Origin of the sequence: Longicatena caecimuris (genome assembly GCF_004341945.1) — a bacterium.
GTDB classification, from domain to species: Bacteria; Bacillota_I; Bacilli_A; order Erysipelotrichales; family Erysipelotrichaceae; genus Longicatena; species Longicatena caecimuris.
Window position 1 is genome coordinate 26,201 of the sequence record NZ_SMBP01000007.1, and the last position, 14,252, is coordinate 40,452.

General features: G+C 39.8%; 5 protein-coding genes. All 5 read left to right on the forward strand.

Annotated elements, in window-relative coordinates; all coding sequences use genetic code 11:
• Positions 1 to 13 precede the first annotated feature (13 nt).
• The 5 genes from alr (at position 14) to EDD61_RS05455 (ending at position 14,244) form a co-directional block, all read left to right on the forward strand.
• A complete protein-coding gene (gene alr, locus EDD61_RS05435; RefSeq protein ID WP_132224435.1) occupies positions 14 to 1,162 on the forward strand; it encodes an alanine racemase in 1,149 nt (382 codons plus the stop codon).
• A gap of 70 nt (positions 1,163 to 1,232) precedes the next feature.
• Positions 1,233 to 2,273 carry an acyltransferase gene (locus EDD61_RS05440; protein WP_008687596.1) on the forward strand — a complete coding sequence of 347 codons (1,041 nt, stop codon included), beginning with the start codon at positions 1,233 to 1,235 and terminating at the stop codon, positions 2,271 to 2,273.
• Positions 2,274 to 2,323: 50 nt separating this feature from the next.
• Positions 2,324 to 3,916 carry an NAD(P)/FAD-dependent oxidoreductase gene (locus EDD61_RS05445; RefSeq protein WP_132224437.1) on the forward strand — a complete coding sequence of 531 codons (1,593 nt, stop codon included), beginning with the start codon at positions 2,324 to 2,326 and terminating at the stop codon, positions 3,914 to 3,916.
• Positions 3,917 to 4,042: 126 nt separating this feature from the next.
• Positions 4,043 to 5,335, forward strand: coding sequence for an immunoglobulin-like domain-containing protein (locus EDD61_RS05450; protein ID WP_132224439.1), 1,293 nt, complete (start codon positions 4,043 to 4,045; stop codon positions 5,333 to 5,335).
• A 332-nt stretch (positions 5,336 to 5,667) separates the two neighbouring features.
• Complete coding sequence (locus tag EDD61_RS05455; protein ID WP_132224441.1) at positions 5,668 to 14,244, forward strand: Cna B-type domain-containing protein; 8,577 nt, start codon at positions 5,668 to 5,670, stop codon at positions 14,242 to 14,244.
• The last annotated feature ends 8 nt before the right edge of the window (positions 14,245 to 14,252 follow it).

Consider the following 14,252-nt stretch of genomic DNA (forward strand, 5'->3'; position numbering starts at 1 on the left):
AGAGGTGAGAACCATGCTGATGAGCGATACCAGAGCATGGCTGGAAATTGATCTGTCCAAGATCAGCCATAATGTAAAAGAAATACAAAAATTATTGCCCTCTACCAGCAAGATCATGGCAATCGTAAAAGCGAATGCGTATGGTCATGGAGATGTGGCATGTGCCAAAGAATTGAGCCGCTGTGGCATTGATTTTTTCGGTGTCAGCAGTGTGGATGAAGGCATTTCCTTACGCGAAGGCGGTATCCGTGAGCCAATTTTAATCTTAGGTTATACACCACCTGTTCATTTTCATCAAGTCATTCAACATGATTTGATCCAAACCTTTTTATCCTTAGACTATGCCAAAAAAGCAAATGCATGGTGTAAAGAGCATGGGGTTATCATGCATGGACATGTCAAGGTGGATACAGGAATGTCACGTTTGGGCATCATAACACAACAACAGGACTACCGTATCGAGGAAGTGAAAGAAGTTTATCATCTGCCACATATAGCAGTCGATGGCATTTTCTCCCACTTTAGTGTAAGTGATGGTCTGGATGAGGATAATAAGGCTTATACAAGAAAGCAAATCATGTTATTTGATCAGGTGTTGAAGGATTTGGAAGATGCCGGAATTGATGTTGGCATACGCCATTTACAAAATAGTTATGGTATCTTGAACTATCCGGATTTAAAGTATGATTATGTACGCCCGGGCTTATTGTTCTTAGGTGCGACAAGTGATGATGCCATTGATACGATCACGCATCCTGATTTTCAGCCTATCATGCAATTAAAAGCAAACATTTCAATGGTAAAAACGATTCAGCCAGGTGTCTGTGTAAGTTATGGCCGCCATTTTACCAGTGAGCGCATCAGCCGTATCGCCACAGTTTCTATAGGCTATGCGGATGGCTATCCACGCAGTGTTTCCAATAAAGGGGCATGTGCATTGTTGCATGGGAAACGGGTACCGATCATTGGCAATATTTGTATGGATCAAATGATGTTAGATGTTACAGATATAAAACATGTCAAAGAAGGCGATGTTGTTACTTTATTTGGTTGTGACGGTGATGAAAAGTTACCGATTGATGAATTAACTAGATTAGCTCAAACAATCAATAATGAAACATTTTGTTGGATGAGTGCGCGATTGCCAAGAATTTATAAATAGCCAGAAGTGGCTATTTTTCATGAAATTATCTGCTGAATTAAGTAATAGGGATCATAAAGGAGGGGAAATGATGCAGAAGAAAACATATTGTGCATTAGATATTGCAAAGTTTATGAGTGCTTTTTTAGTTATTTGTATACATACAGGGCCATTATTGGATATAAATGAGACAGCAAATTTTGTATTGGTTCAGATTATCGCCAGAATTGCCGTACCTTTGTTTTTCATAATTTCCGGTTATTTATTTTTTGCGAAACTGGATAATGAAAGAGAATGGAATGATTATGCAAATGTTACGGCCTTAAAACATTATGTATTTCGTTTAGGTAAACTTTATCTGATTTGGTCAATCTTCTATTTGCCATTTAATTATTTGTTAGTTAGGGGCGATGGATTACATGCGATGACTTTCTTGCGCTATCTGCGTGACTTCTTCTTTACCGGAAGTTATTACCATCTCTGGTTTTTACCAGCTTTGATGGTAGCGGTATGTGCTGTTTATGTTCTGCGTCGTTATGTTTCCTTGACGACAACGATAATCATCAGTGCCCTTTTGTATCTCATAGGGATGCTTGGTAATGTTTATCCACAGATGATTGAAGAGTTACCTTATATAGGTCGTGCATACCATTATTACATCCAGCTTTTTGTGACAACGCGAAATGGGATTTTCTTTGGTATGTTGTTTATTTCTTTAGGTGCTTATTTTGCGCAAGGGCGCATGGTCGTAAGCCGCAGTACCTTAGGACCCTTTATCGGCTTTGTATTGTCCCTGTGTGCTTTATTCGGAGAATGCTTTTTCTTAAGAGAACAAGGATATATGCATGATTTGGCAAGTATGTATTTGATGTTGGTACCAACGGTTGCATTCTTATTTATTACTTTATTATCCATAGATCTTAAGGTCAAAGAGCTTTATAAGACCTTGCGTGTGTTATCGCTATTGATCTATGTATCTCATCTTATGTTTGTTGTTGTGGTCACAGCTTTATTTCCAACGATGAATGCTTTATTACAATATGGAATTGTTGCGTTGTCTTCCTTATTGTTTGCGCTCATTATTTATACACTAGCAAAACATTTCCCTATTTTCAAACACTTATATGCTTAGAAAGGAAAGCTGATTGGCTTTCTTTTCCCTTTTAAAGGAGAAAAATACTTATGATACGTATTCAACAAATTCATTTAACGTTAGAAGAAGATATGACGTTACTTCCGGAAAAAATTATTAAAAAATTGCGCATAGCACCAGAGGAATTACTATCTTGGCGCATTCATAAAGAAACCTTTGATGCAAGATGGCGCCATATGCAGTTTACGTATACGCTGGATTGTACCCTCAAACATGAAGAAAATGTCTTAAAACATCCTCATAAGGATATCACCAAGACCCCGGATGAACGCTATCGCATGCCGAAAAAAGGTGTTGTCGGACTTGTCCATCGCCCGATTGTTGTTGGCTTTGGACCAGCCGGTATGTTCGCAGCTTTGTTATTAGCCCAGATGGGGTATCAACCTTTAATCTTAGAACGTGGAGAATGTGTGGAAAAACGTGTAAAAAGCGTTGAACACTTCTGGAAGGAAGGAATTTTAAATACCGAAAGTAATGTGCAGTTTGGAGAAGGTGGTGCCGGAACGTTTAGCGATGGCAAATTAACTACCAGAGTAAAGGATGTACGCATTCGCAAGATTTTGGAAGAGTTTGTACGCTTTGGAGCTCCTGAAGATATTTTATATACAGCGCATCCCCATATCGGTACGGATTTATTACGTGATATCGTGAAACGCATGCGTGAAGAAATCCTTCGTTTAGGGGCAGAAATCCGCTTTTCTACGCGTTTAGATGATATCTTGATTGAAAAAGGAGAAGTCTGTGGTGTTGTGGCAAATGGTGAAGTGATACCGTGTGAACAACTAATCTTAGCAATCGGTCACAGCGCTCGTGATACAATGCGTATGTTGATGAAACGAGGTGTCGCAGTAGAGCCAAAGGCATTTGCTGTAGGAGCCAGAATCGAACATCCACAACGCTTGATCAATGAAGCGCAATACAAAGCATATGCGAATCATCCTCGTTTAAAAGCGGCAGAATATCGTTTGACCTATCCGGCATCCAATGGGCGCGGGGTATATACTTTCTGCATGTGTCCGGGTGGATATGTCGTGCCAAGTGCCTCTATGGAAGGTGGCGTTGTGGTAAATGGCATGAGTGAGCATGCCCGTGATGGAGAAAATGCCAATAGTGCCTTGCTGGTACAAATACGTCCTGAGGATTATGGGAATGACCCGGAAAAAGCGATTCAATTTCAGGAAACATTAGAGAAAAAAGCATTTCAGGCAGGCGGATGTTCTTATAAGGCTCCAGCACAATTGGTTAAGGATTTTTTGGCACATCAAACTTCAAAAGGGTTTGGCAGTGTAGTACCAACCTATGCGTTAGGGGTTACATCGGCAAATCTGCATACTATCTTGCCAAGCTATGTGTGTGAGGCGATGGAAGAAGCAATACAAGGATTAGATAAAAAATTGAAAGGCTTTGCCTATCAAGATGCTGTGCTGATTGGTGTGGAAACACGCAGCAGTTCTCCAATTCGCATGATAAGAAATAAAGAAGATTGTACCTCTATACAAATCAAAGGTATCTATCCTTGTGGTGAGGGAGCCGGTTATGCAGGAGGCATTGTATCGGCGGCGATTGATGGTTTGCGTTGCAGTGAGCAATTAATTGGAATGTATCATTATCACCAAGAATAATAAATAATGCGATTAACTTGTACCATTCTTAATAAATGTTATGGGCATGGATACATACGATCATAAACTACTTAACAATCATAAAAAATGATGCTTATGCATACGCTTTACCATGAGGTGATGCATATGAGCAGACGTTGCCGCTATACGATTTATGGAATTTTGGCATGCTTAGGTATTTGTGTAATAGGTGTACTCGTTAAAATACTCTTTTTCAGTGGCTTATTCGTACCATTGTTAAAAGTGGATGGAGACAAAGAAATGAAGGTACAGGTACATGAATCATTTCGCGATCCCGGAGTGATAGCGAGCTATCGATTTCATGATTATAGTGATGAAGTGAAACGCACCTCGAATCTGAATACAGATAAATTAGGAACGTATACAATCGTCTATCATCTTGATAGTTATGATAAAAAAGTAAGTCGAACGGTACATGTTGTTGATACGAAAGCACCTACTATTACACTAAAACAAGGAAAGATGATTCGAGTGTTTGAGAATGGTACGTATCAAGAACCAGGCTTTCATGCACAGGATAATTATGATGGTGATCTAACCAAAAAAGTAACGGTTAAACATCATGTTAATATGAAAAAAACAGGTACCTATGACATTGTTTATCAAGTCAAAGACGCTAGTAACAATATTGCCAGTGTCACACGTAAAGTGCAGGTTTGTAAAGATCCTACAACGACCAAGCTGTATTATAATCATGATGATTACGACAATACTGCAGAAGAATGGTGGTTTAATAAAAGTAAGGAACATAAACGGACTACTGGCGCAAAACCGCAAAGCTTATTAGATAAATATGATGCTTATTATCAGGGGAAAGATGAAAAGGTTATTTATCTGACGTTTGATGAAGGGGGAAATGATATTACCTATATCAAACAAATTGCTGATGTCTTAAATAAAAACAACGTGAAAGCGACCTTTTTCTTGACGCGTAACTATATCAAGAACGAAGCCGATTTTATGCGCGATCTTGTGAAGCATGGTCATGTAATCGGCAATCATACTTGGCACCATTATGATATGACGACACTTGCCAACGCTAAAGATGTAGATGCTTTTGTTAAGGAAATTACAGAGACAGAAAAAACGTATATGGAAGTATGCGGAGTACCAATGAAGAAAGTCTTTCGTTTTCCGAAAGGCGGAGGCAGCGAACGTGCAATGAAAATGGTAAAGGATTTAGGTTATCGTACGTATTTTTGGAGTCACGCTTATTATGATTATGCCAGTGATGTAAGTGGAGAAGAAGCATTAAAGACAATGATGGATCATTATCATAATGGTGCTATCTATCTTTTGCATCCTAGCAATAAAGGAAACTATGAAGCCATGGATACCTTTATAAAGAATATGAAGAAGGAAGGCTATCGTTTTGCGACGGTGGATGAAATAAAATAATATATCATATTTTTTCTTATTAAGTTAGTAATCAATTTGTTTGATTCCTAGCTTTTTTTATTTGATCAGGTTATTTAGGAAAACATAGGAAAAGCAATCTATTATCAATCACATTGTATGAAAGAGTAAATATACTTAATGAATCATACATAAAATAACCATTTTTATTGACGATGAGAAATAAGCGTGCTAAACTTTTAAGTAGAAATAGGTATGATGTATTTGTGATTATTTAAAAATTACCTGAAATCATTCATACAGATGAGAAAAATACTTTAACATCATATAGACATTTGAAAGGGTTGAGTAAAGTCATGCCACAGGGGAAAAGGATGCATAAAAAAATCATTATGCTTTGTTTATGTGCAGCTCTTTTTATTATGCAAAGTGGATTACTATCAGCAGATGATTTTAATGCTGTTGATGAACAGCCAATAGAGACATTACCAGAAGAAAAGATAGAGACTTCAGCAAGTAAGGTAGCTTCAGAGGATACCCCAACATCAGATAGGAATGAAGAACAATCACTTTTAAAGCAGGATAAACCAGATGAAAACAATAAAGAAACGACTGTAGAAGAGAATGTGCAAAAAGATGTTAAACTATCACAAGATGAAACAGCACTTTCTACATACTATCAGGATAATAAAATTTGTATTTATAATTACAAACAGCTTCAATTAATTGGTAGTGGTAAGCCCGTATATGAAGGGGATGTAAAGGGTGCGATTGGTAATGGCGAGATGATTTTTATAGATGATCAGCCAATCACGTATTCATTGAACCAGGATTATTATCTTATGCAGGATATTGAATTTGAAAAGTCATCCTTGTGGTATTATCCACAGGATTTTACGGGAACGATAATTTCATATAAAGAACGTAAAGAACATGTATTGTATGATGAAACAACAGATACCATTTATATATACAATCGCTATCAGTTATCTTTGATGCAATCAGCAAATGCTGAGCAGGAATATGTAACAACCGGGGACTGGAATGCGGAAACACTTGGTATTGGACAAGTTTATACATTAAAGGATGGTACACATTTAACCTATGGCAAAGCACATACGTATGTGCTTGCTTCCTCTTTTTCTATCGAAGAGGTAACCTTAAAAGCAGCTGCCCTTGCTTTCACCAATACGGATCAATATCCATCGGTATATGATGGAAGAGAGTATTTTGGACAGGTTGTTAAGACTATTGATAATAAAGATTATATCCTAATTGGGAATCAAAAACAGCTAAGAGCAATCGGTACGGATACAAAAGTCACAGAACCAATTTGGGAAGTATATGAAGAACGTACATCAATTCTCACTTCATGGCAGGTCAAAGAAGACAATGCGGATCATCCAATTCGTCTGTATTATCCAGGAGATGCAGATTTGATTAAGTTTGATGAGACGTTTGACTGGTCTAATAGAGAATTATATGCCGTAAAGAATGGAGAACATAAATTAGGCGATCGTCAAAAATTAGATGGAATCACGATTACGGATGCAACAAAATGTTACAACTACTATGGTAGTAAACTAGATGTCAAGCAAAAATTAACCTATGATGCAACCAGTACAGAACCTATCAATATCGGAAAAGCTGGAGCAACCTATAGCAATACGGCGAATTATATTATTTTCCGTGATATTTATTTAACAGAGGATGGGACAGCTTCAGGAGCGACGGTTGCCTGGGAGCCAATTGAAAATTTCACTGGTACGATGATTGGACAAAAGGGCATGGTTGAAGGCAGTAATGCAATCATTCATAATGTAGAGATCAATCAGACAGATGCTATTAATCAAAAAAGTGAAGGGATATTTACAAAAACTTATCATGAAGAATATGGAATAGGCTTCTTTAGAAGCTTAGCATCAGGTCGAGATAGTAACTTACAGTTTTCTGATGAACCTATTCTTGTATCACATATTACTTTAGATACTGTTCAAGTGAAGACGACAACAAAGAGCATTGATAAGAATGTTTCATTAATTGCTGGTGTTTTAAAGGTATTAGGTCTAGGGGAGAGCTTAAAAGATGATCCAAAATCCTTTGCGACTGGGGCATTAGCAGGTGTTGTAAAAGGAAATGTTCAAATAGACAATTGTCAGGTAACCAATCTTAAGGGAATTACAAATGCAAATAATTATACTGGAGGATTGATAGGATATGTATCAGGCATCACCAAATATGAAGCTATTACAGGGTTGATTGGAGGTACTTTAAAAACATTAAGCGAATTATTAAATGCTTTACCTGTTTTAGGCTTAGGTGATTTAGTTACATTCTTATTAGATGGTGGCTTATTAGATGTGGGTAGCTTAATTCCTATTGGCTATGTGAATGCGGTTATAACAAATTGTTCCGTAAGTTTTGCAAGTGAGGCATCAATTATCGGTAACGATTATACCGGTGGTTTTATCGGGGATATCAGAGGTTCTATCATCCACAATGCGAAAGTTATCACGAATGGTGATAGTGAAATCCAAGGAACAAATTATGTTGGTGGTTTCGCAGGAAGAGCAGCAAATCAAGTCATTGCTGGGGCCCTTTCTTCGTTAGGTATTGATTTGCTAGGTAACTTTCCTGTCAATACCGTCTTCTTAAATTCTCAAATACAAGGTAGCGGTAAACTTAATGTAACGGCAACTTCGACTGAGAATAATGCAGGTTATGCCGGTGGTTTTGTAGGAAGTATGAGCAATAGCTATGCAATTGATTGCAGTGTGAAAAATCTTAGTAAGGTTTCAGGTAAGGACTATGTTGGCGGTTTTAGCGGTAAAGCGGATATGGGAGATGTCGCAGATATCAATGAAAGTGATGATGATAAGCAAGGATTGTTAAAACTGGTTCAAGGATTGTTATCAAGTATCCTAAGTGGGGATAAAAATATTCAAATACTGAATCTAGTAGGTATGCGTCCTTCTGTCATGACGGGAATAGAAGTTAGCGGACAACAGATTGCGATTATCGCCAGTGGCAAGCATGCCGGAGGACTCACAGGCTATGCTGGGGCAGTACAAATCTCAAATACGGAAGAATTAAAGGATGATACAAAGACAACAACCAAGGAAGTACAGCGGGTTTTAACAAAAAATAATATTTCTTATACGTATGACAAGAAGGGAAATGAAGTTAGCGCATCAACTTCTCTTACTGTATCAGCAATAGAGCATGCCGGGGGTGGCATTGGGAAAGCAACCATGACAAGCTTAAGTGATGTCTTAGGCAGTACGGTAAAAGCTGCGGATTATATGCGGTTTGAAGTAAAAGATATAACGATACAAGGTGGTACAACTGGTTTAAAGGTGGAAGCTACTGGTGCCAATAGTAATGCCGGAGGCGTGATTGGTTATGGATTAGGCGGAGAAGTGCGAAATGTGAACTTAACGAATCTAGCATCCATCAGTGCCGGTAAAAACGCCGGAGGTTTTGCCGGATATTTCGGAAGTGGGACCTTAGCGAGTGTTGGAGGTGTTGATGTCTTAGGATTAGGCTTGATTCAAGCAGATGGCATTCTTAGCTTGGCTGACATGGTGGAAACTATGGTATACGATAGTTCCATTTCCGGTACAACAACAGGGTTTCGTGTAGTGACGAGTGAAACGGACAGTCATAGCGGCGGTTTTATCGGTAACTGTATCAGTGGAAAGGTAAAACGTGCCAGTGTCACTGCTTTACAATCGGTATCTGCACCAATGGATGCCGGAAATGCCGGAGGTTTTATCGGCTATGCGAAAGCCGGAGATGCTTTAGCTACCGTAGGAAATTCAACTAATCTAGCGGGAATTAACCTCACCAATTTATTAGGGGTCATGAGTGCCTTAACACCGGAATTTCAAGATATCACACTTACTTATGTAGTGAATGGTGCTGATCCTCAGGTTTCTGCGCAAATCGCTGGTGGTGTCATTGGCGATGGACAGGCAGTTGATATGAATTACCGTGTGAACCATCCGGATGCCGGTGATACATCAGCAGAGGCAAAAACAACGATAAGTGGTTTAGCATATGTAAAAGGAACAGCTTATGCCGGAGGTTTTGCTGGTCGCTTATTGCCAGGTGATGTTGCACAAACCGGTTCTATCAAGGTATTAAATCTGTTAGATGCTACCCAGTTGCTAAGTGTCATGGATATCGCATACCCTAAACTTTCTGATATTTCTATTACAGGAGAACAGCTAATTGTTCGTGCAACAGGAAAACAAGGTGATGTTGCATTAGGTGATGCGGGTGGTTTTCTTGGCCATGGCAAGGCGGTGACAATAGCGCATGCCAATATAACAGATGTAAAAGAAGTTATCGGTGCTTATCATGCCGGTGGTTATGTGGGCATCTTACGTTCCGGAAGTGTAGCAGAGGCAAGTGATGCTACAGGAGAATTGTTAAACTCTATTTTAGGTAAATTATTGAATGTAAAAGAATTAACCAGTGTTTTACAAGCTGCCAGCAGTACCATTACGGATGCAAAAGTATCCGGACATGCAAATGATGAGGGCAATGCTGGATTGTATGTACATACTGAAGTGTTTGAAGGAAATGATATATCACAGGCACAAGGTTATGCCGGTGGTTATGTCGGAGAGATGCAGAGTGGATATATTGATAATCAAGCGAATGCCGTTGATGGACAAAAAGGAACAGCGGTAGAGCATCTTTGGAAAGTAGAAGGATTACGCTATGCCGGTGGCTTTGGTGGCCTTGTGCAGGCAGGCAGTGTTGCGGAAGTTGGACAAGACAGCAGCCTTTTAAATCAGCTGACACAATTCAATGATACACTTAGTGTTATTCAAGCTTTTGTGCCGGTTATCCAACATGCATCCATACGCTCAATTGCGAGTGGAATGCGTGTGCATGTAAGCGGCAGTGATACACAAGATAATACAAACGATGTAAATACCGGAAGTGCCGGTGGTTATATCGGTTATGCCAGTGGTGTTCAAATTAGTAACTGTGATGTACAAAAGCTACAAAATACAAAGGTTGTAGAACCAAAGGATTTGCAGACAAGAGAAGCCAATTCTTATTTTGATGGTACAAGTGACTATGCAATAAAAGGCTATCGCTATGCCGGTGGCTATTTTGGTAAGGTTGTAATCGGCAGCACGGCAGCCATTGGCGGAGTTAAGGTTTTAGATAAGGTTTTACAGTTGGCAAATGCAGCTTCTGCCTTAAATGTTGTTGTATCCATCGTAGAGCATAGTGATGTTTACGGCGATGCTTCCGGATTTAATGTTATCGCAAGTGATACGAGTGGAAAGATCGGAAAAGCAGGCGGTTTTGCGGGAGATATGCAGGGAACACAGGTTCAAGATGCCAATGTTTATCGTTTTGCTCATATCATAGCCAGAGAAAGTGCCGGTGGCTATGCAGGTACCATACAACCAGGTGATGTGGCAGATGTTGTCACAGGAACAAGTGTATTAGGTGGGCTGATTCAAGCGGATAATCTAGTAAGCGTCCTGCGAACGTTTGTCCCAACAATTAAAAACAGTGAAACAACTTGTATCCCATGTGGCGGTGTCGTAAGAGCAGATGCGCAAAGCAGTGATGGTGTGCTAAGAGGTCTGGCAGGCGGCTATGTCGGTCATAATTTCGGTGGTCAGATTTGGGGCAATGATGGTAGTGATTGGAAGAGCAGTGCCTATACTGGACCACAGCGTAAAGCAAGTATAAAGCGCATTCGTTCGGTATATGGTGTGGAATATGCCGGTGGTTACACAGGTTTGATGCAATGTGCCAATGTGGCAGATACCGGCAGTCTGCATCTCTTATTTGATTTGATTACACTTGATAATCCATTGACTGTGATGCAGGCAGTATATCCTAGCGAAAAGCAAACAACGGTTTCAGGACCTTTGCGAAATTTGGATATGGCAGAATGGAATGCCTGGGTAAAGGCAGTCGGTGTATATGGGGCATATGGACAACAGTTAAAAGAATTAGGAGAAGTTAATACTGCTGAAGAGTTCACTAACATCATACAAAAATATGCCTATGGTTATGCAGTAAGTGCCGGCCGTAACCAGGATGCTGCAACCTCAATACAAGGAAGTGCAGCTGGTGGCTATGTAGGACGCATGGAAGGTGGCACAATTACGGATGCGATAGCGCAGGACTTAAAAATAAGTAATGCATATCGCAGTGCCGGTGGTTTTGCAGGTGAAATGATAACGGGAACAGTTGCCCAAACCGGTGATATTGATTTAGCTAATGTAAAATTAGCAGGTACGATACCAGCGATAGAGTCTTTTGTGCCAGTTATTCGCACATCAAGTGTTGAAGGATATCGTGGCGGTGCCAGTATTGCTGCTACCGGTGTCAATCAAACACAAACAACCGGGTATGCCGGTGGTTATGTCGGCTACATGGTTGGCGGACAAATTTGGGGGAATGCGACAACAGCTTGTAATATCGAAAAACTGCGTCGTGTAGATGGGACAAGTTATGTAGGAGGCTATGCGGGTAAAGTAGATCCAGGCAGTGTCACACGTGTGGATACCGCAACCAAGCAAGGACTATTAAATCAGGTACTAAATTTATTGATAGCATCCCCAGCAGATCTTGTTCAAGTATTGAATGCAACGATATCAACCATCCGCTATGCCAAAGTATCCAGCTGGGATGATTGGGGCATTGTCGTAAATGGTGCTTATCAAGAGGGTGTAAATACAGCGTATGCAAAAGCAGCCGGAGGTTTTGCCGGAAGTTTATCAGGCGCGGTATTAGGAGAAGAAAAGACGGCAGATTCCGGTGTCCATTTAGATCGTTTACGTTCTGTTATTGGAGGAGATCATGTTGGAGGTTGTTTTGGAATAGGTGATGTCGATGCAGCAGCACAAGTATCTGGAGATGAAACAACCAATATCTTACATCTTATTAAAACCGGTGGTATTGATGTATTGGATACTTTCCGCACCTATGTATACCATAGTGAGGTTAAAGGAAGTCCACAGGCTGGCTTACATGTTAGCGCACATACGGAATCATCCCAAGGAAGCAATGCATCTTTAGTTTATTATGGCAATGCCGGCGGCTTTGGCGGCAGCTTATTGGATGGCTCTATCAAGAATAGTACCGTGACCAATCTAGCAAAAGTTGAAGGCTTAAATAACACCGGCGGTTTTGTTGGCTATTGTGGCAAGAGCGGTGTCGTTGATGCTGATAAGCTAGATGTTTTAGAAGGTAGCTTTGGAGAACTACTTGGCGGCTCTTTAGGTGTACTGGATGTTTTTGGCTCTAATATCCACGATAGTAAGGTATCCGGTATTGCGGGTGGTTACCTTGTAAACAGTGGGCAAGGAACACAGCCAATTGCCGGTGGCTTTATCGGTTATGGTAATCTTGCCCGCATCGTGAATTGTATTGCCGGTGGTGAAACACAGGAACAAGGAGTCAATCAGGTAGCCAGTCAAGGTATTGCCGGCGGCTTTATTGGCAAAACCGATTTTGCTTATCTGGCCGATGTACAATTTAAGTCAGAACTTGTCAACGCCTTGTTAACGGTTGTTTTAAATCCATTAGTAAAAGCGTTATATATAGACGATTTAGAAAATCTGGGTTTACTTGATATCCATCTTGGCATTCTTAAGGTAAAAGCTTTAAAAGATGGCGATGTAGTCAATCTGAACCTGTTAGGTTTAAAAATTTCGGTTAGTTTGTCAAAAAAATCATCAGAAAATCCAGCTGAAACCGATTTTGCGATTATTACCTTAGGAGATTCTACAATAAAGTTACCATGTAATGAGAATGGATTAATAGACTCTGAGCAGAATGAACAAAACGTCCGCGTCACTTTAATCAAAGCAAATCGAACAAAAGTAGAAAATAGTAAAGTTAACGGTACAAAGTTTGGCTATGATGTATTTGGCGGCGGAGCGAATAATGACAAGGATGCGCAGAAAGAAGAAGGTAGCAGCGGTGGTTTTGTTGGTTTTAACAAAGAAGGACTCTTCTTCGATAACACGATGGAATTATGTGATACCATCAAGGGTACAGCAAATTCAATTGGACCTTTTACAGGAAAGAGTAGTCTTGCTTCAAGCTATGACTTCAATACGATTGAAAAGGTAGAAGGTGAAAATAATCTCTATCACATTTATCGAAAAGTGAACAGGATATATAACGAAATAGCAAAAGATACGTCCATCTTAACTAATATAGCGACAATTGTTGATGATTGGAATGCATATAGCATTAAACATATCGTCAATGTAAAAGAATTTGAAACGCTGAAAGATGCGCAGCTTGTATCATCTACTTCACAGCAAGCAATTCCATTAAATGCTTATGTATCACCAGCAAAAGCAGTGCTGATGGATGATGCATCATCTGGGACTAATGCTTCTGATACAACCAAACCAGAACCATCACAGGAACAAGATCCATGCGATGAGTTCTTGAAACTCACAATCAATAAAGTTTGGAAAGATAGTGATAATCGCGATCAGCTGCGACCAGACAAGATCAACATTACTCTGCAACGAACATGGAAAGAAAATAAGGAAGAGAAAAGTGAAATTGTAACGGGATATGAGAGTTATGTCATCAATGGGGATGCAACAAAAGCAACTTGGCAGCATGTACTTACAGATCTGCCAGCTTACAAGACAGCAGAGGATGGAAGTCTTTGTTATTACACCTATACAGTAAGTGAAACAGCAATACCAGGCTATATTATCAAAATTGATAGTTCACAGGATCATACAACCTTTACGATTACCAATAGTCATTTTGCAATACTGCCAGATACCGGTGGCATGGGAATCTTTATGTTTATTCTGGTGGGAGGCTGTATATTGATCGTTATGCTTTATAGTGATGTGATAAGGCATCAGAAAAGAAGAAAGGAGCGGCAAGCTATGAAGAAACAGCAGCGACAAAGTAATTCACCACCTGCTTGATACAAAGC

What these genes read in the sequence shown, in the direction of transcription:
- alr (WP_132224435.1), top strand. Translation starts at nt 14, where the DNA reads ATGCTGATGAGCGATACCAGAGCATGGCTGGAAATTGATCTGTCCAAG.
- EDD61_RS05440 (WP_008687596.1), top strand. Translation starts at nt 1,233, where the DNA reads ATGCAGAAGAAAACATATTGTGCATTAGATATTGCAAAGTTTATGAGT.
- EDD61_RS05450 (WP_132224439.1), top strand. Translation starts at nt 4,043, where the DNA reads ATGAGCAGACGTTGCCGCTATACGATTTATGGAATTTTGGCATGCTTA.
- EDD61_RS05455 (WP_132224441.1), top strand. Translation starts at nt 5,668, where the DNA reads ATGCATAAAAAAATCATTATGCTTTGTTTATGTGCAGCTCTTTTTATT.
- EDD61_RS05445 (WP_132224437.1), top strand. Translation starts at nt 2,324, where the DNA reads ATGATACGTATTCAACAAATTCATTTAACGTTAGAAGAAGATATGACG.